Origin of the sequence: Endozoicomonas numazuensis, from assembly GCF_000722635.1 — a bacterium.
Taxonomy (GTDB): Bacteria; Pseudomonadota; Gammaproteobacteria; order Pseudomonadales; family Endozoicomonadaceae; genus Endozoicomonas_A; species Endozoicomonas_A numazuensis.
The window spans coordinates 327,297-351,369 of the sequence record NZ_JOKH01000001.1 but is presented as its reverse complement, the minus strand read 5'-3'; the positions used below and the strand labels follow the sequence as shown (position 1 = coordinate 351,369).

General features: G+C 48.3%; 19 protein-coding genes. 10 read left to right on the top strand and 9 right to left on the bottom strand.

Translation table 11 applies throughout. From position 1 onward, the window contains the following. Positions 1–20: 20 nt before the first annotated feature. Positions 21–1,535 (top strand): IS1182 family transposase, encoded by a 1,515-nt coding sequence (locus tag GZ78_RS01465; RefSeq protein ID WP_034832194.1) that lies wholly within the window; start codon positions 21–23, stop codon positions 1,533–1,535. A gap of 208 nt (positions 1,536–1,743) precedes the next feature. Here GZ78_RS01465 and gatB read toward each other — a convergent pair whose 3' ends face one another. The 6 genes from gatB to GZ78_RS01435 all read right to left on the bottom strand — a co-directional run bounded on the left by gatB (position 1,744) and on the right by GZ78_RS01435 (position 6,966). Further along, positions 1,744–3,207: an Asp-tRNA(Asn)/Glu-tRNA(Gln) amidotransferase subunit GatB gene (gene gatB / locus GZ78_RS01460; protein ID WP_269078746.1), complete on the bottom strand. Its 1,464-nt coding sequence runs from the start codon at positions 3,205–3,207 to the stop codon at positions 1,744–1,746. A gap of 1 nt (position 3,208) precedes the next feature. Next, a complete protein-coding gene (gene gatA / locus GZ78_RS01455; protein WP_034832190.1) occupies positions 3,209–4,657 on the bottom strand; it encodes an Asp-tRNA(Asn)/Glu-tRNA(Gln) amidotransferase subunit GatA in 1,449 nt (482 codons plus the stop codon). A 95-nt stretch (positions 4,658–4,752) separates the two neighbouring features. Beyond that, entirely contained in the window at positions 4,753–5,040 is a 288-nt protein-coding gene (gatC, locus tag GZ78_RS01450) for an Asp-tRNA(Asn)/Glu-tRNA(Gln) amidotransferase subunit GatC (RefSeq protein WP_034832188.1), read from the bottom strand. 362 nt (positions 5,041–5,402) lie between these two features. Next, complete coding sequence (locus tag GZ78_RS01445; protein ID WP_034832187.1) at positions 5,403–6,089, bottom strand: tellurite resistance TerB family protein; 687 nt, start codon at positions 6,087–6,089, stop codon at positions 5,403–5,405. 120 nt (positions 6,090–6,209) lie between these two features. Next, the gene (locus tag GZ78_RS01440; RefSeq protein WP_152558489.1) at positions 6,210–6,512 is read right to left on the bottom strand and encodes a hypothetical protein; all 303 of its coding nucleotides are present in this window, start codon (positions 6,510–6,512) and stop codon (positions 6,210–6,212) included. Positions 6,513–6,675: 163 nt separating this feature from the next. Continuing rightward, entirely contained in the window at positions 6,676–6,966 is a 291-nt protein-coding gene (locus GZ78_RS01435; RefSeq protein ID WP_034832183.1) for a hypothetical protein, read from the bottom strand. Between the two features lie 294 nt (positions 6,967–7,260). Between GZ78_RS01435 and fdhD the strand changes: the two genes are divergently transcribed. From fdhD to mreD, 5 genes are all read left to right on the top strand, one after another. Continuing rightward, positions 7,261–8,028: a formate dehydrogenase accessory sulfurtransferase FdhD gene (gene fdhD, locus GZ78_RS01430; protein WP_034832182.1), complete on the top strand. Its 768-nt coding sequence runs from the start codon at positions 7,261–7,263 to the stop codon at positions 8,026–8,028. 64 nt (positions 8,029–8,092) lie between these two features. Then, a complete protein-coding gene (locus GZ78_RS01425; protein WP_051785914.1) occupies positions 8,093–10,429 on the top strand; it encodes an FdhF/YdeP family oxidoreductase in 2,337 nt (778 codons plus the stop codon). Positions 10,430–10,779: 350 nt separating this feature from the next. Then, positions 10,780–11,817, top strand: a complete 1,038-nt coding sequence (locus tag GZ78_RS01420) for a rod shape-determining protein (RefSeq protein WP_034832180.1) — start codon at positions 10,780–10,782, stop codon at positions 11,815–11,817. A 315-nt stretch (positions 11,818–12,132) separates the two neighbouring features. Beyond that, complete coding sequence (mreC, locus tag GZ78_RS01415; protein WP_051785714.1) at positions 12,133–13,038, top strand: rod shape-determining protein MreC; 906 nt, start codon at positions 12,133–12,135, stop codon at positions 13,036–13,038. Further along, a complete protein-coding gene (gene mreD, locus GZ78_RS01410) occupies positions 13,035–13,523 on the top strand; it encodes a rod shape-determining protein MreD (protein WP_034832179.1) in 489 nt (162 codons plus the stop codon). Before mreC ends, mreD begins: the two co-directional genes overlap by 4 nt. Before the next feature lie 20 nt (positions 13,524–13,543). On the opposite strand, the gene GZ78_RS01405 is transcribed toward mreD, so the two are convergent. Next, positions 13,544–14,407: an endonuclease/exonuclease/phosphatase family protein gene (locus GZ78_RS01405; RefSeq protein ID WP_161787280.1), complete on the bottom strand. Its 864-nt coding sequence runs from the start codon at positions 14,405–14,407 to the stop codon at positions 13,544–13,546. Between the two features lie 313 nt (positions 14,408–14,720). On the opposite strand from GZ78_RS01405, the gene GZ78_RS01400 reads away from it, so the two are divergent. The 4 genes from GZ78_RS01400 (at position 14,721) to tldD (ending at position 22,753) form a co-directional block, all read left to right on the top strand. After that, a complete protein-coding gene (locus GZ78_RS01400; protein WP_034832176.1) occupies positions 14,721–15,323 on the top strand; it encodes a Maf family protein in 603 nt (200 codons plus the stop codon). A 211-nt stretch (positions 15,324–15,534) separates the two neighbouring features. Continuing rightward, positions 15,535–17,007: a ribonuclease G gene (gene rng, locus GZ78_RS01395; RefSeq protein ID WP_034832173.1), complete on the top strand. Its 1,473-nt coding sequence runs from the start codon at positions 15,535–15,537 to the stop codon at positions 17,005–17,007. Positions 17,008–17,219: 212 nt separating this feature from the next. Beyond that, a complete protein-coding gene (locus GZ78_RS01390; protein ID WP_034832171.1) occupies positions 17,220–21,116 on the top strand; it encodes a YhdP family protein in 3,897 nt (1,298 codons plus the stop codon). A gap of 197 nt (positions 21,117–21,313) precedes the next feature. Then, positions 21,314–22,753: a metalloprotease TldD gene (tldD, locus tag GZ78_RS01385; RefSeq protein ID WP_034832170.1), complete on the top strand. Its 1,440-nt coding sequence runs from the start codon at positions 21,314–21,316 to the stop codon at positions 22,751–22,753. Between the two features lie 148 nt (positions 22,754–22,901). On the opposite strand, the gene GZ78_RS01380 is transcribed toward tldD, so the two are convergent. Further along, entirely contained in the window at positions 22,902–23,393 is a 492-nt protein-coding gene (locus GZ78_RS01380; RefSeq protein WP_152558488.1) for a hypothetical protein, read from the bottom strand. 258 nt (positions 23,394–23,651) lie between these two features. Beyond that, the gene (locus GZ78_RS01375; RefSeq protein ID WP_034832166.1) at positions 23,652–24,047 is read right to left on the bottom strand and encodes an energy transducer TonB family protein; all 396 of its coding nucleotides are present in this window, start codon (positions 24,045–24,047) and stop codon (positions 23,652–23,654) included. Positions 24,048–24,073 lie beyond the last annotated feature (26 nt).

Genomic DNA, 24,073 nt, shown 5'->3' with positions numbered 1-24,073 from the left:
ATCAACCTTGATGATGCCTGATGTCACCACCAAAATTCAAAGATAGCCCTGTTGAGTTCGATCAGCACCTACTGTTTCCAACCAATATTTTCGATCTGCTTTCCAAAGATCATGACTGTTTTGTCTACGAAGGCATCTTTCAGAGCATTGATACATCTGAAGTCGAAAAAAAATACCACCACCTTGGCCAGCACGCTTATCCCCCGAAGCTCATTGTCGCCATCCTGATCTACGCCTATAGCCATGGCGTTTTCAGCTCCCGTGAGATTGAACGTCGCTGTCGGCAAGATCTGGCGTTTATGTACATCTCGCAAATGAATTGCCCGAACTTCAGAGTCCTGGGTGACTTTCGTAAAGATAACCTGTCCTTCTTCCATGACTGCTTCAAACAATCCGTCAAGCTGGCAATGGAGCTGGAACTGGCATCGCTCGGGCATATCAGTCTGGACGGTTCAAAGTTCAAAGCCAACAGCTCAAAGCACAAGGCCATGAGTTACGGGCGACTCAAGCTCAAAGAAGCAGAACTCAGTGCAGAAATTGATGACCTGATCGAGAAAGCCAGTCAATGCGACCAGGAGGAAAATGACACCTACAAAGAAGCCAGTGGTTACAGCATTCCTGAAGACCTCCAGTTCAAAGAAGAGCGGTTAAAGAAAATCAGGGTAGCCAAAAAAGCCCTCGAAGAACGAGAGAAAGCCCTGAACCCGGACGAACCAATAGACGACAAAAAGCAGATTAGTTTTGCAGATCATGATGCCCGGATGATGACCAAGAAAGGTTACTGTGATTACAGCTACAACGCTCAGATTAATGTTGATGCCGATCACCAGATCATTGTTGGCCAGCATATCAGTCAGCACGCCAACGATGTGCAGGAAGTTGAACCTGCGCTTCAGGCGCTGACAGAAGCCGTTGGTGATGCAGTTGTAGGTATGTGGAGCATGGATAATGGTTACTTTTCAGGGCCAAACCTGCATGCTGTGGATGAGCACGGAATAGACAGTTATATCGCTACCGACAGAGAAGAAAAGCCGGCTACGAATGACCTTGAAGACAGCGATCGAAAATTTGTCAAAGCAGATTTTACATACGAGATAGAATCAGATGTGTTTATCTGTCCGGCGGGCGAACAGATGGTTACCGACCCTGCCAGTAAAGCCAAGAGAAAGAGTTACAGAGCAAATAAGGATGTATGCAAGAAGTGCCCTTATCGCTTCAGATGTAGCGGTTCGAAGAAAAGTGCGGGGCGTGTCATTCGTACAGACAAATTTGAAGTTGCACGTCAGGCCATGACTAAAAAAATGGAGACAACCGAGGCGAAAAGCATCTATGAGCGTCGCAAGGTGATAGCAGAGCCGCCGTTTGGTCAGATAAAGAACTCTGGATTCAGGGGCTTCAACCTGCGAGGGAAGGAGAAAGTTGAGGCCGAGTTCTCATTGGTATGCACAGCTCATAATTTCAAAAAATTTGTGAAGGCGGTCTCAACGGGATCAGTCCGCCTTGAAGATTTGGAAAAGGTTAAAAAAGCGGCATAAAGGCCAGGAAAAGGTGTAAATCTGCCAAAATGGGAAAAATCCTGCATAAAGGCGGTTATTTTTTGCCCATGTTTGAATTATAAAAGCTCATTGCCGCTCTCGTTGACCTATTCTCGGTCAGCCTCCTAGTGAAGACACACTCCGTTCATCCTGAGCTTGTCGAAGGATGCGGGTAATGCTCTTCGACAGGCTCAGTGAGGGCGGTGCTTTAGCCGTCCAGTTTCTTCTTGAGAATCTGGTTAACCATGCCTGGGTTGGCCTTGCCTTTCGAAGCTTTCATAGCCTGTCCAACAAAGAATCCAATCATCTTGCCACGCTTCTCAGGAGGAGCAGAACGATAGTTTTCAACCTGCTGGGCATTGGCAGCCAGAACTTCATCGATCATGGTTTCAATGGCGCCGGTATCAGTGACCTGTTTGAGGCCTTTCTTTTCAATGACTGCATCGGCATCTTTGCCTTCACCATTCCACAGAGCTTCAAAGACCTGCTTGGCGATCTTGCCGGAAATAGTGTTGTCTTTAATACGAGCAATCAGGCCTGCCAGCATTTCAGCAGAAACGGGGCTCTCTGAAATAGCAGTGCCGTTAGCGTTCAGGGACTTCAATACCTCGCCGAGAACCCAATTCGAAGCCAGTTTGGCATCACCGCTGCTTTTTGCCGTTGTTTCAAAGAAACGAGCTGTCGCCTGATCGCCAGAAAGGATTTCAGCGTCTACTTCGTTCAAGCCAAATTCGCTGACAAACCGGGCTTTCTTGGCGTCTGGCATTTCTGGCATTTCTGCGCGCAGTTTTTTCAGTCGGCTGTCTTCGATGACTATAGGCAACAGATCCGGGCAGGGGAAGTAACGGTAATCGTTGGCTTCTTCCTTGCTCCGCATGGATCGGGCTTCGCCGGTGTCACCGTTGTACAGACGGGTTTCCTGAATGATTTTTCCGCCATCTTCGATCACGTCAATCTGACGCTCAACTTCTTTCAGGATGGCTGCTTCCATGAACTTGAAAGAGTTCAGGTTCTTGGTTTCTGTTCGGATACCTAATGCTTCCTGGCCTTTTGGGCGAACAGAAACGTTGACGTCAAAGCGCATGGAACCCTGAGACATTTCGCCATCGCAGATACCCAGAGTGGTCACGATAGAATGCAGTTTCTTGGCGAAGACCACTGCTTCTTCTGCGTTGCGCATGTCAGGTTCGGTCACAATCTCGATCAGAGGTGTGCCTGCACGGTTCAGGTCGATGCCAGACATGCCGTGGTAATCTTCGTGCAGACTTTTGCCGGCATCTTCTTCCAGGTGCGCATGATGAATACGAACGGTTTTGCTGGAGCCATCCTTTAGTGTGATCTCTACGTTACCCGCCCCAACAATTGGCTTCTCTAACTGAGTCGTCTGATAGCCTTTTGGCAGATCCGGGTAGAAGTAGTTTTTGCGTTCGAAAACATTAACTTTGTTGATCTCGGCATCAATACCCAGACCAAACATGATGGCCTTGTTGATGGCCTCTTCATTCACAACGGGCAGAACACCAGGCAGGCCAAGATCAACGGCACAGGCCTGGGTATTGGGTTCGGCGCCGAAAGCGGTAGAAGCTCCGGAGAAAATCTTGGTTTTGGTTGCAAGCTGAACGTGAATTTCCAGCCCGATAACGGTTTCCCATGTCATATCTGTTACCTCAATCTCAGGCTGTAGGGCGGTTCAGGTGAAAGTCGGTTTCCTGCTGGAAACGATGTGCAGCATTCAGCAGTCGGGACTCATCAAAGTGACGTCCAATCATCTGCAGTCCTACCGGACGACCGTTGGCCATACCAGCAGGAACAGACATACCGGGCAGGCCCGCAAGGTTAACAGACAGGGTATAAATATCAGACAGATACATGGCAACCGGGTCGTCGCTCTTCTCACCAATATTAAAGGCAGAGGTGGGAGCGTTAGGCCCCATGATAATGTCGCATTGTTCAAAAGCGTTCATAAAGTCGTCGCGGATCAGGCGGCGAATCTTCTGGGCTTTCTTGTAATAGGCATCGTAGTATCCTGCAGATAGCGCATAGGTGCCTACCAAAATACGACGTTTGACTTCTTCACCGAAACCTTCGCTGCGGCTGCGTTTGTACATATCCATCAGGTCTTCAGGGTTTTCACAGCGGTGACCGAAGCGAGCTCCATCAAAGCGAGAGAGGTTGGACGAAGCTTCTGCTGGTGCAATCACGTAATAAGAAGGAATAGACAACTCGAGGTTAGGCAGGCTGACTTCCTTGATCTTGGCTCCCAGCTTTTCGTATTCAGCAACAGCGTCACGTACACGTTGTTCAACTTCAGAATCCAGACCTGTTGAGAAATATTCTTTTGGCAGGCCAACTGTCAGGCCTTCCAGTGAATCATTCAGATTTGCGCTGTAGTCAGGTACTTCATGATCCAGGCAGGTAGAGTCGCGATGGTCAAAACCCGCCATAACATTCAGCATCAGGGCTGCATCTTCTGCTGTCTGGGTCATGGGGCCAGCCTGATCGAGACTGGAAGCATAAGCAATCATGCCGTAACGGGATACACGACCATAGGTCGGTTTGAGGCCTGTGATACCACAGTGTGAAGCGGGCTGACGGATAGAGCCGCCAGTGTCTGTGCCCGTAGCACCTGCTGCCAGGCGGGCTGCAACACAGGCTGCGGAGCCTCCGGATGATCCACCCGGTATAGCCTGAGTGTCCCAGGGGTTTTTTACGACACCGTAATAACTGTTTTCATTGGAGGAGCCCATGGCAAATTCGTCCATATTGGTTTTACCCAGCATGACGGAGCCCGCTTCTTTGAAGTTGCGAGTGACTGTGGACTCGTAAGGAGCTACGAAGTTATCCAGAATTTTGGAGCCACACGTAGTTTTAACACCTTCGGTACAGAACAGATCTTTATGGGCCAGAGGTATGCCGGTTAATGCTGAGGCGTTTCCAGCTGCACGACGATCGTCAGCAGCCTTGGCTTGTTCCAGAGCCAGCTCTTCCGTTACGGTGATGTAGCTGTTGTAGTTACCGTCCAGTTGCTTGATTCGATCAAGGTAGAGCTGGGTTAGCTCAACACTGGAGAGTTTGCCGTCGGCCAGGGCGCGGCTTTGTTCTGAGAGTGATTTGTCGTACATGATTCAGGGTAATCGCTTTAAAACAGAGTAAAAGGTTGAAGCTGCCGTTCTTCTGGATTCAGGCCGAGCGGCTTATTCTCGATCAGCCTGTTTGTTCACTCAATGACCTTGGGAACGAGGAACAGTCCATCTTCAACGGCGGGTGCACAGCTTTGCAGCTGTTCGCGATTATTCACTTCAGACACCACATCTTCCCGCAGGCGCTGAGTAGCATCCAATGGGTGAGCCATGGGTTCCACATTATCGGTATTAACCGACTGCATCTGGTCAACCAGTTCAAGAATGCTGCTGATGGTATTGGCAGTAGCTTCAACCTGACTGTCGTCTATGGACAGGCGTGCCAAGTGGGCAACCTTCTGAATTTCAGAGGCATCAATGGCCATGGCTATCTCCGAATTCGAGCTTTAAAAAGCGTTCATACCCTGTTTTCACCTGCTTTGTGAGGCAATGGGAGCACTGAGTATGGGGAATAAAGGCTAAATGTATGGGCTATGAAGGTGAATCTCAAGGTGTAGCCAGGATTAATTCTTATAAACCTGGCTTATCTTGGGTTTGCGGCTTCTTTCTTAAGTTGCGCAGGCGTAACAAATCGGAATCAAAGCAGACAAGGTCTCATTGCAAGCCGCTGACACAGCCCACCTGACCAAACGGTAATAAAAGCTGAAGAAGTCACTATTCGGTAATAAAAGCTGAAGAAGTCACTATTTCAAGCCAAAGCCCTGTCTATGTCATGGCTCTATGGCAGCTATACGTTCTGCACCTGCGCTTCCAGTTTCTCGACTAACCCAGGCTCCAGTTTAAGCTGTTTGGCCAGTTCCTGAAGGTAAGCTTTTTCCATGAAGTTTTGTTCATCAACTACCAGTAGAGAGGCAAGATAAACTTCTGCCGCCTCTTCAGGGCTGTAAACTTCACTGGCCACCTCTGCGGGGTCCAGAGGTTTTTCCAACTCTTGCTGAACAAACTGATTGACGTTTGTCGTTGCACCCAGAGACTTGACGACTTCCTGAATTCTTTCTTTCTCAGTGTCATCTACGTGTCCATCAGCCTTGGCTGCGGCAATCATAGCTTGCAGAATGATCAGGCTCTGTCTCTCTTCATTCTCTGGTAGCAATTTCATATCCGTGGTGTCTTGCTGAGCGCCTTCTGACTGATTACTTTTCCAGTCCTTATAGGTTTTCAGTGCCAATGCTCCCAGAGCTGCGGCACCGCCGGCACCTGCTGCAGTACCTGCGAGTTTACGACCTTTTTTTGAGCCAAGCAGTAATGACAGTGCGCTACCCGCCAAAGCGCCTTTACCCATACCAGAAAGCATGGCACTGCGTTCGCCGCCAGATGAGGGAATGTTAAGCCCTTTCTCTAACTTGTTTTTACCATCACTGGCCAGAGAGGAACCTGAGCTCAGAACTTGATTCAATAAACCCTTAAAATCCATAACGGCCTCCCGTTCAGGCTCTATTAATAACGAGGGTTACTATACGTGAGTTCATCTGCTTTGCATGATTCGGCAAGGTAAAGGTTTGTTAGCATCAGGTAAGGTAAATGCTTTAGCGGTTTAACCCGGAACGGTTGTGTCCGGCCTCAATAAAGATTCAGTGACTAACTGAATTTGCCTTTTGGCGTAAATGTCCTGTTTGTTAAAGTGATTGATCATCTTCTCAATAGATGAAAAATAGTTTCTGGTGACAGTTGAGTCATTGAGCAGATCGACCCCTCCATTCTGGTTTTTCACCAGACAGCGCCAATGACCATTGCCTCCCCAAAGAAAAGTTCGGGCACTTGGTTGTCGGAGAGCATTAATGGTTTCCGGGCGGTTGGGGTTAAGTTCTATCACGTTAAATCGATAGGCGTCCGGCACTAGGAGGCTGACCGAGAATAGACAGTCCGGCCTAAAATCCAGAAAGAACGGCCATCTTTTCCACTGGATTTGCTTAAATAGGTCAACTATTCGCACAAATCCAGTGAAAAAGCTGACTCGTTCTACTGAATTTTATGCTCGGACGCTATTCTCGGTCAGCCTCCTAGTCCTTCGTGAAAAGGTTCTGCTCGAAAGACGTCACCTTCATCAGGTCGGTGCAGGGTAAGGGCTCTTTGTCCCTTGGGTGGATTTCTGAGTTCTTCAAACGTTTTTCGCCACCAGAGCTGTTCTTCCTGATTTTTGAGGTCATTCTTACGACGCCATTTCTGGTCACCACTCGACCACTGCTGATGGCAGGTAGAGTTTCACTCTGACCTTTAAAGCTGAGGTCATCCAGTTGCTGTTCCCAGTTGCGAACTTTGGAATAAAGACCTGAATAAGATGCTGGTAGCATGATCGTCCCTGTCAGCTTTTTTGTTCTCCTGTCTTTTATTTTAACGTATGGTTGGTTAATTGTTGGGCACTACATTGTGAAAAAGATGGAATTTTTTTGAAACTGGTAACGTCTTCTTTTCTGTCAGTTTGAAAAGGCTGACATTTATCCATGGCAGCAGAAAAGGGTTCTCCGATTGAATGCCGCATTTTGAAGATCAGGCTATTCAAAGCACCTAATCAGCAGGCCGAGATTGTCTTAAGTCCAACAGGCTCCTAGAGATTTAGACCCTGCAAATACAATCAGCCCGAAGCAATGACACTCATATATAAAGACTATTCAGGAGCGTTATCCAGTCCTCTTCCCGATGAAGTAGCGGTTTCGCTCAGTTATAACGGGATTAGCCATGCAGTGATGGTGGCTTCTGAAAATGACCTGAAAGATTTTGCCCTGGGCTTTACCCTCAGTGAGGGGCTGGTTAGTCATCCGGACCATATTTATTCAGTCAGCCGTTCTCAGGTGGATCTGGGGTTTGTTCTGGAGGTGGAGATTGCCCAGCGGGATTTTCAAAACCTGAAAAAACAGCGGCGAAGTCTTCAGGGGCGCAGTGGCTGTGGTCTATGCGGGCATGAGTCACTGGAATCGACGTTTACTCCGCTGGCTGTATTGCCGGGTGCCCGCTTGCCACCTGCTGAGCACTTACACGAGATTCGTCAACGAATCAGAGACTGGCAACCACTAGGAGCCGGTTCAGGTGCATTGCATGCAGCGGCTTTGCTAAGCCCGTCAGGTGAAATTACTCTCTGCCGTGAAGATATTGGTCGCCATAATGCATTGGATAAATTGCTGGGGAGCGCTATAAAGCAATCAATAGATCTCTCCAGTAGCTGCATCGTAATGACCAGTAGATGCAGTATTGAATTGGTTAGAAAAGCGATTCGATGTCGTTTGGGAACGCTTGTAACACTGGCTACACCCTCATCTCTTTCAGTGTTAACTGCCAGAACCCATCATCTGAATCTTATTCATATTTCAAGGCAGGGCGAAGCCCGCCTTTATAGTAAGGCGTCTGGCTGGGAATAGAGTGCTCGTTCTACTGAATATTATGTTCGGGCATCATTTTCGTCAGGCTCCCAGGGAGGAGTTTATGACTGACAGGAACACCGACAGCGCTAAAAAGCTCAAGCCTTATACCCGGTCTGCTGGTGGCTGGGGAGCGCTGGCCAGCACGGGAAAACACCTGCTGAAAAGCGAAAATGCGGTTAAGAATATCCGTAGCCTGTTGAAAACTAATCAGGATAATGGCTTTGATTGCCCGGGCTGTGCCTGGGGGGAAGACGGAGAAGACAAAGTCTTTCGTTTCTGTGAGAACGGTGCGAAGGCCGTTACCTGGGAAGCAACTTCACGAAAAGTGGGACCGGACTTCTTCTCCCGGCACAGTGTTAGCTGGCTTCGTGAACAGAGTGATTACTTTCTTGAGTATCAGGGGCGTCTGACTCATCCCATGCGTTATAACAGAGAAAGTGATCGCTATGTAGACATCAGTTGGTCAGACGCTTTTGAACTGATAGGAAACACGCTCAACGGTCTGGATCACCCTAACGAGGCAGAGTTTTATACCTCGGGTCGTGCCAGTAATGAGGCGGCCTTCCTGTATCAATTATTTGTCCGCAGTTTTGGCACCAATAACTTTCCTGACTGTTCCAATATGTGCCACGAAGCCAGTGGTGTGGCGCTAGGTCAAGCTATTGGTGTTGGTAAAGGCACGGTCAGTATCCATGACTTTGAAAAAGCCGATGCCATCTTTATTTTCGGTCAGAATCCTGGAACCAACCATCCCAGAATGCTGGATGTCCTGTACAAAGCTTCGCGCCGGGGCGCGAAAATTGTCAGCTTTAATCCATTGAAGGAGCGTGGGCTGGAGCGATTCACCAATCCCCAGAATGCGGTAGAAATGCTGACGGATGGCTCAACCCCAATTTCAGGAATGTACCTTACGCCCAATCAAGGCGGCGATATGGCGGCGGTTCGAGGTATGGTAAAAGCCATGCTGGCTGAAGACAGGGCGGCCAGAAAATCCGGTGGTAAGCCAGTATTTGACGACGAATTTCTATCCACTCATACAAAGGGTCTGGACGAGTATCTGGAGCGGGTGGATAACACATCGTGGGAGTTTATTGTTGAACAGTCCGGGCTGAGCCAGTCTGAGCTGGAAGAGGCGGCGGCTATTTATACACAGGCTGAGCGGGCTATTTGTACCTGGGCTATGGGCATTACCCAGCATCGACACTCGGTTGCCACCATCTTTGAAATAACTAACCTGCTGTTGCTCAGAGGTAACATGGGTAAGCCTGGAGCAGGTGCTTGCCCGGTCAGGGGGCACAGTAATGTCCAGGGTGATCGCACCATGGGCATTGATGAAAAGCCTGCTGAAGCGTTCCTCCAGAAGATGGATCAGGTGTTTGGAATGGAGTTTCCAAGAGAACATGGTCATAATACGGTGCAATCCATCCGTGCCATGCTGGAAGGTCAAAGTAAGGTGTTTATCGGTCTGGGCGGAAATTTTGCCGCTGCTACTCCGGACACCCAGCTGACAGAAAAAGCATTAAGCCAGTGTCTTCTGACTGTAAATATTGCGACTAAATTAAATCGTAGTCATTTGATTACGGGGCAGGAGTCTCTGATTCTGCCGTGTCTGGGCCGTACTGAAGAAGATTTGCAGGAAGCGGGCAGGCAGTCCATCACGGTTGAGGACTCATTCAGTATGGTACACGCCTCGGGCGGTGTGCTGGCGCCGGCTTCTCGTTTGTTGAAGTCGGAGCCGGAAATTGTGGCTGGTATGGCGCAAGCTACGTTGGGGGCAAGCCCTGTTGACTGGCAGGAGCTGGTGAAAGACTACGGTCAGATAAGGAATCTGATCGAGAAAGTCATTCCCGGATTTACTGACTTTAATGAACGCCTTGGTCAACCCGGTGGGTTTTATCTTGGGAATGCCGCCCGGGATCTGGTCTGGAATACAGCAGAAGGAAAAGCCGTTTTGTTTTCCAGCCCACTGCCGGAGTCTATTATTCCGGCTTCAGTGACTGAGCTGACCGATCAACCGGTATTTGTATTGCAGACGTTGCGATCTCATGATCAATACAACACCACGATTTATGGAATGGATGACCGGTACCGTGGAGTTTATGGTCAGAGAAGGGTTCTGATGATGTCTGCAGCTGATATTCGCGATCTGGGTATGGAGAATGAAGATCGAATTTCCATTCGCTCACTCTGGCCGGATCAGGTGACACGTCAGGTTGATGACTTTGTACTGGTGGAATATGACATTCCCCGGGGGAATATAGCGGCGTACTATCCTGAGACCAATCCGTTGGTTCCTTTGGAGAGTGTAGGAGAGTACAGTGATACACCTACCTCCAAGTCGATACCGGTGGTTATAGAAAAGTTTTGTGATAAAGAAACCATTGCTGTTGGCACGTAAGTTGATAATGAATAGCTGAAGTTTTGGCTTTTGTTTATAAAGTGTGAATAGCGTGTAATTTTTTAATGGGGCATCAGGCCACCATGAATGACTCGAAAAAAATGAAATACTGGTTCAAAACTTTTCACTTTATTTCGGATTTATGAATGGCGGCCATTGAGAATACAGGCCATCTGCATTACGTTAATCAATGGTCTGTGTTAAATGGCTTGTGTGGCAACCCCCCATTTGGCCCTGAATTGCCCCGGCTAGACCTAAATTGTTTGCGGAATTGCCGCTTGCTCTGAGTACTTTGCATTGATAGAGTTTGCGGCATTTAAAGAAAGCCTTGAATCAAGGTAATACAGAAAATGCTGAAAAGGTTACGGGGTCTGTTTTCAAGCGATTTGTCGATCGACTTGGGAACGGCTAATACACTGGTCTATGTCCGTGAAAAGGGAATAGTCCTGAATGAGCCTTCGGTTGTGGCCATTCGAAACCTGGGAACTCAGAAAAGCGTGGTGGCGGTCGGTGCTGACGCCAAACGTATGCTGGGCAGAACCCCGGGTAATATCACTGCCATTCGTCCCATGAAAGATGGTGTGATTGCAGACTTCGATGTCTGTGAGCGTATGCTTCAGCATTTTATTAATAAGGTGCATGAGAACAGCTTTATTCAGCCCAGCCCTCGCGTGCTGGTCTGTGTCCCCTGTAAGTCTACCAAGGTAGAGCGCAGGGCGATTCGTGAGTCTGTTCTGGGTGCGGGTGCCCGTGAAGTCTACTTGATTGAAGAACCCATGGCGGCTGCTATTGGTGCTGGTTTGCCGGTTGAGGAAGCCAGTGGGTCCATGGTGGTTGATATCGGTGGTGGTACCACTGAAATTGCCATTATTTCACTGAGTGGTGTCGTATACTCTGAGTCCGTCAGAGTCGGCGGTGACCGGTTTGATGACGCTATCGTGACTTACGTTCGTCGCAACTATGGCAGCCTGATTGGTGACTCTACTGCAGAGCGCATCAAGCAGGAGATTGCCATTGCTTATCCCAGCGATGAACTGATGGAAATCGATGTGCGTGGTCGAAATCTGGCTGAAGGTATTCCTCGCAGTTTTACCCTGAACAGTGGTGAAATTCTGGATGCCCTGCAGGAGTCTCTGAGTGCGATTGTTCAGGCGGTTAAAAGCGCTCTGGAACAATCTCCGCCAGAACTGGCTTCTGACATTGCTGAGCGTGGCCTGGTACTGACCGGTGGTGGCGCCCTGTTGCGTGATCTGGACAAACTGATCAGTGAAGAGACCGGTTTGCCAGTACTGGTAGCGGAAGATCCGCTAACCTGTGTTGCTCGCGGTGGTGGTCGAGCTCTGGAAATGATGGACAAGCATCGTATGGATTTGCTCTCCACTGACTGATAGTTAATGGATTGCCATAGCGATTACATAGCAGGCCAAGCGGTTTCCGTCTGGCCTGTTGTTATAAGTAAAGCCTGTGTTTTGATCCTGTCTGAAGATTAACAGCCCATTGTTACTTCCGCTCCGGGCTGAGTATGTTTTAATAGTGATGGTCAGTCATCTATCGCACGAATCCCCTTTGTTTGTTTTCATAGCTGGGAGCGGTTGCTGCGGATACTGTTCTAAGCAGACATGAGCCGGAAATACCGCTGAAGTGAGCCATGGTAATCTTTTTGGCGCTCAGGAAAACGGCATTTTCATTGTAAAATTAAAAAAGTGAGTTCTCCGTGCAAATCACAGGAGCCAGCCATTAAACCGATATTTAGCCAGCAACAGTCTTTGGCAACACGCTTTGTTTTTTTGCTGCTTATTTGTATTGCGTTGCTGTTTGTTGATCACCGCTACCATTACCTTTCTACTGCCCGTTCCTGGTTGACGATGGTGGTGACTCCGTTGCAGTGGATATCTGACTTACCTTCCAGAGCGTTCAGTACCGCCGACGAATTAGTGACTTCTCGCAGTGAGTTGCTTGAGGAAAACACACGGTTGAAAGCTCGCAACCTTATTCTGGAACAAAAAGTTCAAAAACTGGCATCGCTGACTGCTCAAAACCTGCGTCTCAAGGAATTATTGAATTCATCTGAACTGGTGGATGAACAAGTTCTGGTGGCCGAAATCATCGGTGTTGATCCAGATCCTTACGCTCATATTGTCACTATTAATAAAGGTTCCTCAGACGGTGTCTTCAGAGGACAGGCCATTGTTGATGCTCATGGAGTCATGGGGCAGGTGGTCGCTGTTAACCCTGTGAGCAGCAAAGTGATGCTGGTGACAGATACGGCCAGTCGTGTACCGGTTCAGGTTAATCGCAGTGGTTATCGTGCGATAGCAGTAGGCACGGGTAGCAAAGACTCCATGGAGCTAGTGCACATACCCGATACTGTGGATATACGGGAAGGCGACCTGCTAACCAGTTCCGGTCTTGGGCAAATTTATCCGGTGGGCTATCCCTTGGGGAAAGTCAGGAAAATAGTACACACACCAGGAGAGGCTTTTGCCAAGATAGAGGTCCAGCTGATGGCTGAAGTAAACAGGACCCGTTTTGTGTTGCTGGTATTTCGTTCCGATGAAGAAATAGATCCGGAAGAGGCTCCGGAACTGAACCAGGAGGAGGGCTTATGAGTATTCAAAAAGCCAATGCTCACTGGGTTGTCTGGTTCTCTCTGCTGGGCGCTTTCTTGCTCAGTATTGTGCCTCTGCCTGCCTGGATATCCATTGCCAGACCTTCATGGGTCGCGATGGTTGTGCTTTATTGGGTGATGGCTCTGCCAGAGCGGTTCGGATTGTTTTTTGCCTTCTTCACAGGTTTGCTGATGGACGTTGTATTGGGAACAACGTTTGGCCAGAATTCCATGGGGTTATTGCTGGTGGCAGTTATTGTGCTGGGTCTGCACCGTCGCCTGAGAATGTTTCCATGGTGGCAGCAGGCCTTCATGGTGTTTGTGATCGTTGGTTTTTATCAGCTGCTCAATCTTTGGATTCGAAGTGCTTTAGGTAGAACACCGCCAACACTCTGGTATCTTGCGCCCGCGCTCACCAGTGCTGCATTCTGGCCGTGGGTGTCCATTATTTTAAGTTCTTTGAGGCGTGATTTTCGGGTGACCTGATTCAGTATCAGGTCAGATGCTCACTCTTCCAGCCGCCAGTTGAACTGAACCATTTTGGGTGAATGGTCAGACAAGGTCATGCCGTTCTCGTTAAAGCGCAATGTCTGAGCTTTCACCGGTGTCAGCTTCAACTGCTTGCTGCTGCGGAAAAAAATTCGGTCTACCGTCCACTTGTCTGTTTTTCTCAGGGCGGTAAAGGCGTCGGTTAACTCTGTTGCCTCTATCAGCTTTTGGTAAAGTCCCGGCATTCTTCCTTTGCTGAAGTTGAAATCTCCTACCAGAATGACCGCGTTATCTCCGGACAATTTTTGCATTTCTTCTGCCAATATCTCTACTTGCGCGGCTCGAATCAGGTTGCCTTCGTCTGTATGAGACGATTCCATATGAAGGTTATAGATATCCAGTCTCACCTCCTCACCATTTTCAGCCGTCAGAGTGTGAGAAGCGAAGGAAAAGCCTTTGCGGGCAAAGCAGTCGCTGCCATTGCCTCCTGACACGTTATAATCATGACAGCTGTCCCAGGGGTGTCTCTTGACTTCGGACATGGGGAATCGTGAAAACCGGTTCAGGCCATCATTCACCAGGTACAGCCATAACCACTCACCCCAAGTGTTAATTTTAGGGGGGCTCATGTACGGGAAATCCATATTTGCAGTGAGCAGGTCGTGATACCAGAAATCTTCCTGCACCAGCACAATATCGAACGCATTCAGCTTCTCGCCCATAGGGTCAAAGCGATCGGTATCGAGGTCGTTAATCCAGCTTGGCAGACCTGCAACGTTATAGGTGACAACGCTGAACTGGCCGCCGGGTATGACTTCCGTTTGCCCTGACAGGCTGGTCATTATTAACCAGGCTGCCAGTAGTGGTATTAGAGTTTTCATATTCATCCCTGATGCGTCTGTCTACCGTCAGTCTGTGAGAGCCAGCACACTCTGAGTCTTTTGCTTTAACTCAGGCCTCGGTACACTTTATTCTGAATGTACAGCCCTCTCAGATTTCATAGCTATGACATAGTGCTGACTCATCTGTATTGCTGGCTATGACGGCTGATTTGTGGACAGTGACGTCCTGTTTAAATTCATGTACTAATGTTTTCGACAGTCAGTGTACTGGCTGTAACTTTCTGCGTTATCCCAGCTTAAGCCGCAGGCACGCTTTGATGTCTGAGGCAAAGAATCAAGGAGTTGTTTTTAAATGATTTATCTGGCTTCCCAGTCACCTCGCAGAAAGGAACTTCTTCAGCAGATAGGTGTTGCTTTTCAGCAGATACATTCGGAGATTGATGAAACGCCATGGCCGGACGAAGCACCTGAAGCTTATGTCACTCGAATGGCTGAAGAAAAAGCGCGAGCAGGCTGGCATCAACTTGCGCTGGATCGATTACCGCCCAAGCCCGTGCTGGCTGCGGATACTTCCGTAATTTTGGGAATGAAAATACTCGGTAAACCCAAAAATGAGCAGCAAGCCTGTGATATGCTGTTGTCATTAAGTGGGAACAGCCATGAGGTGTTCACAGCAGTTGCGGTTACTGATGGTATTGATCTGTCGGTGAAAGTATCCAGAACAATAGTGCAAATGATTGCTTTTGACCGGAAGGTAGCTGAGGCCTACGTTGCCACCGGTGAGCCTATGGATAAAGCCGGGTCTTACGGCATCCAGGGAAAAGGCGCTATTCTGGTAGAAAATATGACAGGTAGCTATACCGGTGTGGTAGGGCTGCCCGTTAAGGAGACCGCAGACTTGCTTCAGAACCTGGGTATCAATCCCTGGCCTCCCAGTCAGTGTGAAACTGATTAAATGTAAGAATCCCGGGAAACTGTTAAGTACGGTTTCCCTGTCAGGCGATTTTAAGAAGGTCTGACATAAATTTTTCAGGTATTTAGTTTGTATTTTTGTTTTTCTGGCAGGCCAGGGTAATGAAGAGTTTGGCGGGTTAGTGCTCGGTAGCATGAGTCCGGCGGGCATCTGTACAGTTTCCTGATCACCTGACCAGTTCAAGGGGAAGGGAATGAGTGAAGAGATTCTGATGAATATCACGCCAATGGAATCACGCGTGGCGCTGGTTGAGAATGGGGTACTTCAGGAAATTTATATTGAAAGAGCCTGCAGTCGAGGCATTGTCGGTAACATCTACAAAGGAAAAGTGGTTCGGGTATTACCCGGAATGCAGGCGGCCTTTGTTGATATCGGTCTCGAAAGGGCTGCTTTTATTCATGCCAGTGAAATTGCTCCCCGCAATGATAAAGACAGTGTCGTCCAGTCAGAGCGACCTATTGTAGAGCTGGTTCATGAAGGTCAGTCGCTGGTTGTTCAGGTCACCAAAGATCCTTTGGGAACAAAGGGTGCCCGGTTGACCACTCACATCTCTATACCTGCTCGCTATCTGGTTCTCATGCCTCACAATAATCATGTGGGTATTTCACTGCGTATTGAAGATGCAGAAGAACGTGAGCGTCTCAGAAAGCTGGTTGAAGAAGGAATGAAAGACGACGGAGAGGACGAGAAGGGTGGTTTTATTCTCAGAACGGCCGCTGAAGGTATTACCGAAGCTGAAGTAAAGGCTGACATTCTGTTCCTGAGAAGGTTGTGGCAAACCATTGAAGAAACGGTCAAGGAAAGTACTGCTCCGTCCACTATTTATGAAGATTTACCGCTGCATCTGAGAACCATGCGTGACCTGGTTGATCCTGATATCGAAAAAATCCGTATTGATTCCAGGGAAACCTTCAATAAAGTATCCAAGTTTGTTAAAAAGCTGGTCCCCCAGGTGGATGGCCGGGTTGAGTACTACCCTGGCGAACGGCCTATTTTTGATCTGTTCGGTGTGGAAGATGAAATCAACAAGGCGCTCAGTCGTAAGGTTCAACTCAAATCCGGTGGTTACCTGATTATTGACCAGACTGAGGCCATGACCACCATTGATGTGAATACCGGTGCGTTTGTTGGGCATCGTAATCTTGAAGAAACCATCTTCAAGACGAATCTGGAAGCTTCTGTCGCTATAGCCCGACAATTACGACTCAGGAATCTGGGTGGAATCATTATCATTGATTTTATTGATATGGAAGATTCCGAACACCAGCGTCAGGTACTTAGAACCTATGAAAAGTCGCTGGAAAAAGATCACGCTAAAACCAATATTACCGGAGTCAGTGACCTGGGGTTGGTAGAAATGACCCGCAAAAGGACACGGGAGTCGTTGGAAAATGTACTCTGCGAACCCTGTCCAACCTGTGATGGTCGTGGCACACTAAAAACGGCAGAAACTGTGTGCTATGAAATATTCAGAGAGATTCTTCGAGCGGTTCGTGCTTATGACAGTCAAAGCTATACCGTTCTGGCATCAGAACAGGTAGTGGACCGTTTGCTGGATGAAGAATCCAGTAACGTAGCTGACCTCGAAGAGTTTATTCAAAAACCGATTCGTTTCCAGGTTGAGCCTATTTACAGCCAGGAGCAATTTGATGTGGTGCTGGTCTAGGAGCCTGACCGAGAATAGACAGGTCGGCCTAAAATCCAGAAAGAACAGCCCCTTTTTTCGATGAATTTGATTGAATAGGTCCAATATTCGCACAAATACATCGAAAAAATGGCCTCGTTCTACTGAATTTTATGTCATAGCATTCTTCTTTGGCAGGCTCCTGTCTCCACAATAAGGAAAGCGTTAATGAAAAACAGGTGGCCTGGTACTTCATGAGGTCCGATTCAAGGCTGGTAACTTACCTCAAGTCTACCGCTTTATGGAGTTTCCGCCTGACCATGGCGGCACTTCTATTCATTGTTTTACTGGTGGCAGGGATCCGTATCTTTATCGGCTCCCTGCCTTTGTTTCATGACCATCTGGTTGAGTATCTAAACGACAAACTGGACACCTCTTTTGCAGTCGATCAGCTGGATGCCAGTTGGGGCGGAGGCAGGCCTACGGTCAACATCGAGGGGCTGAAACTTCAGGGGAATACTTCTGAGGCTCCTGGCTTTGCTATCCACCGTCTCGATCTTGAATTGGATATGAAAGCCAGTCTGTTGAACTGGGCTCCGGTCTTTTCCTATCTGGAAGCTGATGGCGTCACTCTGGCTGTTGAAAGTGACAGCGATGGTGTTTGGTCGCTCAGAGGCATTCAATACATCCGTGACGAAGGTAAGAGCTTTAATCTGAAGAAAGTTCTGCAACTACTGCAGCTTCAGGAGTACATCGATGTCACCAACTTTTCCTTCACCATGCAGCCTTTTGGCAGTGAACCACTGATTCTGGATACCCGTTATTTTTCTATTGTTGAAGAATCATCCCTCAAGCACCTTCAGACCCGGGTTGTGACACAGAAAGGGGCTTTGGAGTTCAAGGCTTTGGGTAAAGGGATTGAAAGAAATGATATGGCCTGGTCAGGGCTGGTCACAGCCGATGCACTGGATCTGGCTCCCTGGTGCGCACTCTTTACGCAATGTCCGGCTGAGTTGAAGACCGCTGAGCTAAATCTTGATACGGAGTGGGAGTATCTGGATGGGCAATGGTTGTTGCAGGGGGATTTGAGTCTGCCCTCTATTGTGTATCAAAAAGATCAGCAACAGTTGCCAGAAGCTTCAGTTTCAACCCGGCTTTCACTGAGCAGTGATTATCTTATTGGGAGTACTGAGTGGAAGCTTGGGCTGCAAGATTTGCGATTAACGTCCGGAGAGCATGCTTTCGACTTGAACGTTAAATTGCATAGCACCCGGGGCAACGAGCCGTTTTATACGACGTCTGTTGATTCTATTGATCTGGCGGCACTCAAAGCTTTTCTGGTCAGTACTCAACTGATGCCAGAACTGGCGGATGAGCTGTTCACTATTCTCAATCCGGCGGGAGAGCTGAATGAGCTTTCTGCCCGTTTTTATCCCCGGAAACCATTGCGGGAGCAGTTGGATCTTTCTGCAAAATTGAATGCAGTATCTGTGGATGCCTGGGAAGGTGCTCCGTCTGCCTCCAACGTCAATGGTCGATTGGAAATGGGTACGCTCAGCGGACATTTTGATCTGGACACCGAAAACTTCAACCTCGGGCTGACCAAGTTGTTCAGAGATGTCTGGCACTTCGACAAAGCTAAGGCGAGACTCAGCTGGGACGTACTCGACAAGGAAAACCTCTATCAATTAAGCAGTAATGATATCACGGTTAAAGCCCCTGAAGGTGACCTCAGTGGTAACCTGAGGCTGGATATTCCACTGGATGGAAAGCAACCCATTGTCATGGATCTGAATGTAGGCATGAAAAATGGAGATGCCCGCTACGCTTCGAAATATCTGCCCAGTAAGCTACCTACTCTGTCAAAGGAGCTGGTCGAGTGGCTGGATACCAGTATTAAAGGGGCGGTCGTCAATGAAGGGCGCTTTACCTACGACGGGTCATTGGAAGAGACTGACGATCCTGATGACGTGAAGTGGGGGCTCTACTTCGATGTAGATAAAGCCAGGCTCGATTATCACTCCGATTGGCCTGAAGTGTATGACGCTCAGGGTCAGATATGGGTAGATAATGACAATATCAAAATTGATATTGAGTCGGCCAGATCATTGAATGCAAAGCTCAGTAATGTCGAAGCCATTCTGGCATTGGGAAAAGATGAAGATCTCGATCTGAAAATCTATGGTCAGGTGTCTGCTACCGGTCAGGACCTTGAGAAGCTATTGACTGAAACCCCTATAGATCAGGAGCTCAAGGGAGAGGCAAAGAAATGGACGTTAAGGGGAGACCTGGATGGCAGTATCCAGCTGTCGATTCCTCTGGAGCATGCGTTGGATACGTCAGTCGACGTCAGTATTGAAACGTCCGGTGCTTATTTCGGAATTGATGCTGCAGACATTCAGATTGAAGACATTCAGGGTGACCTGAATTTCAGTACTGAAACAGGATTGTCTGCAGAAAAAGTGAAAGGAAGGTTTCTGGGCGAGTCTGTTGAGGCCAGTATTTACACAGATGTGACGGATAAAACGCAACCAAAAGTTTATTTCAATTGGGAGGGGGTAGCCTCTTCTGAAGCACTTCAGCAATGGTTGCAGTTGGACGCTTTGAGCTTTCTGGAAGGTGCCAGCCAGTACAAGGGCGAGTTGATTCTTGGTGAGAAGCCTGCCGATGTTCAGCTGAAAGTCACCAGTAACCTGCAAGGGATGGAAGTTGAGTTACCGGCTCCCTTGAAAATTGCGGAGAATCAGACAGCACCTTTTGAGCTGCGTTTTAATCAATACGCAAATCATGACGAGCTGGATATTCTTCTGGCAGGAACCGGTCAGGCAAGAATCCGGTTTGGAGAAGGGTTTAAGTATGAGTCTGCTGTCGTTCTTCTTGGAAGTGAGGGCTCGCTTCCAGAGATGAAGTCAGGCCAGATTGTGGTTTCCGGACAAATTCCCGAACTGGATTTGACACCATGGAAGCAACAGTTTGAAGGCCAGCCGGGTGATGAAACAGAAAAGACTCTGGTACGTCAGGTTGAAGTTCAGCAATTGAAAGTTGATCAGTTACTCTTCGAAAAAGAGATATTGAATGATCTGGTTTTTAATCTGTCGCATGAACCGAAAGGTACACTTCTGGCGGTAAGCAGTGACAAAGTTGATGGCAGTTTAATGATCCCTAAGGGTCAGCAGCCTTATCAGCTTAATCTGAAGAAACTGTATTTCTCTGGAAGTCAGGTCGATGAGCAAGTTATTGAACCCCGTGAGGATGTGCTCAAGCATATAATACCTGCCGAATTGCCCAATGCTGATATTTTTATCGAATCACTGAAGCTGGGTGACAGAAGTCTGGGTTCTGTTTCTTTTGGTTTAAGGCCTTTTCCCAACGGCAAGCGTATAGAGAACCTGAAAGTCGATCTTGAAAAGATGGGGTTGTCCGGAGATCTGGATTGGACCTACATAAATGGTCAGCACCGGACTTCGTTTAATGAGCGTCTGACGGGGTCCGGTATTCAGGCTCTGCAAGAAGCGTTGGGTGTTTCTCCCTTCGTCTCTGCGAAGAAAACAACGGTTGAAGGTGTGCTGGCATGGGATGGATCGCCACTGGATATCAATATGGGGTCGCTGACGGGAAGCATTCGTCTCAAGCTGGAAAGTGGTACTTTACAGAAACTTGAGGGGGGAGCTGGAGCCCTTAAGTTATTCGGTATTCTGAATATGGAAGCACTGACACGGCGTTTGCGGCTCGACTTCTCTGATCTCTACAAAAAAGGCATCAGCTTTGACCGTCTTGATGGGGTCGTGCGATTTGATGAAGGGATAATTACCTTTGATCAACCATTGGAAATATCCGGTCCGTCGTCAGACTTCAAGCTCGATGGCCATGTGGATACAGTCAGTGAAAAGATGGATATGAGTCTGGTTGTTACACTTCCGGTATCGTCTAATTTGCCAATTCTCAGTGTATTACTGGGTACGGCCCCGCAGGTTGCTGGTTTGATTTATTTGGCGGATATGCTGGTAGGTAAGCAGGTTGATCAGTTAGCCAGTATTCGCTACCGGATCAAGGGCTCATTCGATAATCCGGAAGTCACTCTTGATCAGCTGTTCTCAAGTAAAGCCCGAAAGCCGGATCAGACGGAAATTCCCAAGCGGAAAAAGCCATGAAGAAAAATAGGCATGCTTTTTCTGTTCAGAGGTGTGACAATTCTATAAAGATGGCAGCCATTTGAAAGTCTATGGAATAGTCTGGCTGTCATACCCCAGAAGCCTGACCGAGAGTAGACAGGTCGGCCTCCTAGATGTAAGTCTGAAAATCTTTATAAGATGAAGACTGTGGATAATAGCAAGGGCCTGAATAATATATGACCGACATTCTTACACAGGCGCGACATCATTTGCTGGCGCCGGCAAATATCGGTGACAACGAGCTGGGCAGAGTGCTGGACAGTATCCTCGGACATTCGGTGGATGCAGCGGATCTCTATTTTCAATCCACGCGCCATGAAGCTTGGGCGTTGGAAGACAGCATTATCAAGGAAGGCAGTTTCAATGTAGACCGGGGAGTCGGTGTACGGGCAATGAGTGGTGAAAAAACCGGCTTTGCCTATTCCAATGAAATTATCTTACCTGCGCTGGAACAGGCCGCTGGTGCTGCTCGCAGCATTGCCCGTCTGGGACAGGAACATCAGATTCAAGCCTGGAATCGAAGTCAGCCACTGGCGCTATACGGTACGGATAACCCTCTGGACTCCATGAGCCGTGAAGATAAAGTGGCTCTGCTCAAGGCAGTGGATCAGGAAGCCAGAAAAACAGATTCACGGGTTAAACAGGTCAATGTCAGCCTGGCAGGCGTTCATGAAGTAGTGCTGGTTGCAGCTTCGGATGGGACGCTGGCGGCAGATATTCGACCATTGGTGCGTATGAGTGTCAGTGTTATTGCCGAAAAAGATGGCCGTATTGAGCGTGGTTCTGCCGGTGGCGGTGGTCGTGGTGATTATCTGCAGTTTATCGAGAATGGCAAAGGATTGAGTTACGCCCGGGAAGCGGTGCGACAGGCTCTGGTTAATCTGGAGGCAGTTGCGGCTCCGGCTGGAGCTATGCCGGTGGTATTGGCTCCAGGATGGTCTGGTGTGCTGTTGCATGAAGCGGTAGGACACGGCCTGGAAGGAGACTTTAACCGAAAAGGCAGTTCTTCCTATGCTGGACGTATCGGTGAAAGAGTCGCTTCGCCACTGTGCACCATTGTTGATGATGGTACGCTGACAGGCCGAAGAGGCTCTCTGAATATGGACGACGAAGGTGTGCCAACCGAATCAACAGTTTTGATTGAAAATGGCATTTTGAAAGGTTACATGCAGGACAAGCATAATGCCCGCCTGATGGGCGTTGCACCAACAGGTAATGGCCGTCGTGAATCCTATTCTCACCTGCCAATGCCACGAATGACCAATACCTACATGTTGGCTGGCAAGAGTGATCCGGGTGAGATTATTGCCAGTGTAGATAAGGGTATCTATGTCACCAACATGGGCGGTGGTCAGGTCGATATTACTTCTGGCAAGTTTGTATTCTCGACCAGTGAGGCTTACCTGATAGAGAACGGTAAGGTAACCACTCCGGTTAAAGGTGCCACCCTGATTGGCAACGGACCCGATGTTATGAATCAGGTCTCTATGGTAGGCAATGATCTGGAGCTGGATCCAGGTATTGGCGTTTGTGGAAAAGACGGCCAGTCTGTGCCTGTTGGCGTAGGTCAGCCGACACTCAAGATTGACGAAATCACGGTAGGTGGAACGGCCTGATCCTTCCGGAAAGTAGTGACCGTTAAGGTGGCTACTTTCAACCCCTCCCAACTTATATCTGTTTATTCATCGCTCTTCGAAACGCTGCGTTGTAGTCTGCGTTTACTCACTCCCACCTCCAGCTATTGAAGGCTCCTGGCGGTCGCTATTACTGTCGGCCAAAGTTCTGGATTTTCCGGTAGAGGCTATGAATGCCATTACAGCCCAGCATCACTGCAATACTGATCAACAGTTGAATGATCAGTGAGATAAAGTTGTGGGTCTGGTTGCCATTGCTCATAAGCTCAGGAACTACCAGATAGTTGACCAGAGCAAGATAGAATCCATTTAAAGCGACAACAAAAAAATAAAAACCAATCAGAAAAATTGCGGCTCTTAGCAATTCCTCAGTGGAGACTGAAAACTGAATGTTACTCTGAAAAGGGTAAAGCATTTTCGCCAGTGCCATGGAAAAACTCCAGACCAGCAGACCCGCTCCAATCGAAATAACAATGTCGAGCATCTGTAGGTACAGAAACAAGTGTTGATCGTTATCAGAAGATGAGTATGCAGCGTGAAGGATCAGAGGAAGAGACTTTAGCCCTATTACGATTAAATAAAGGGCGAATAACCTGATTGCGATAAAAGCCAGTGGATTCATATTTTACTTTGCCAGAGCCAGTTTAGAAGATGCCTAAGGAGTAGTCCCAAAATAATTTCCTTATTCAAATCTGCTCAAAATCCGTTCGGGCTGAGCTTGTCGAAGCCCAAAGCCATAACCCTTCGACAAGCTCAGGGTGAACGGAATCCGGGTGAAAATCGGGAAGTTATTTTGGGGCAAATCCTAAGGATACTAGTGCAACCAAGCGCCATGCGCACTGAGCCTGCCAAAGTGCATTGCCAGTATTCTTTGACAGCCTCAGCTTTCTATCTGCCAGGTGAATGTTTGCTGTAATGTTGAAGTCTGCTGGGCAGGTTCAAAGCTCCAGCAAGCGACTGCCTTTTTAAAGCTGCGGCCAAATTGTTGGTCAGATGAAGATACCACCTGAATATTTCGGACCTGTCCTGTTTCGAGTACTTCGTACTGAACCGTTGCCTTGCCTTCTACTCCAGTATTTAACAATGATTTTGGGTATTCAGGGGTATAAAGGTGCTTTGGCATCGGCAGGTTTTCAATATCAGCGCTGGCCAGCGAACGGGCATAATCACTGAGAGTGAAAGGCCTGAGGCTGCTGCAGTCAACCGACTTTTGAATGGATGGGGTTGTTGTGCAACCCGTTAGTAATATAAAGGCAGGGACAAGTATCTGTTTCATTATTTTTATTATTCCAGCCATGAATC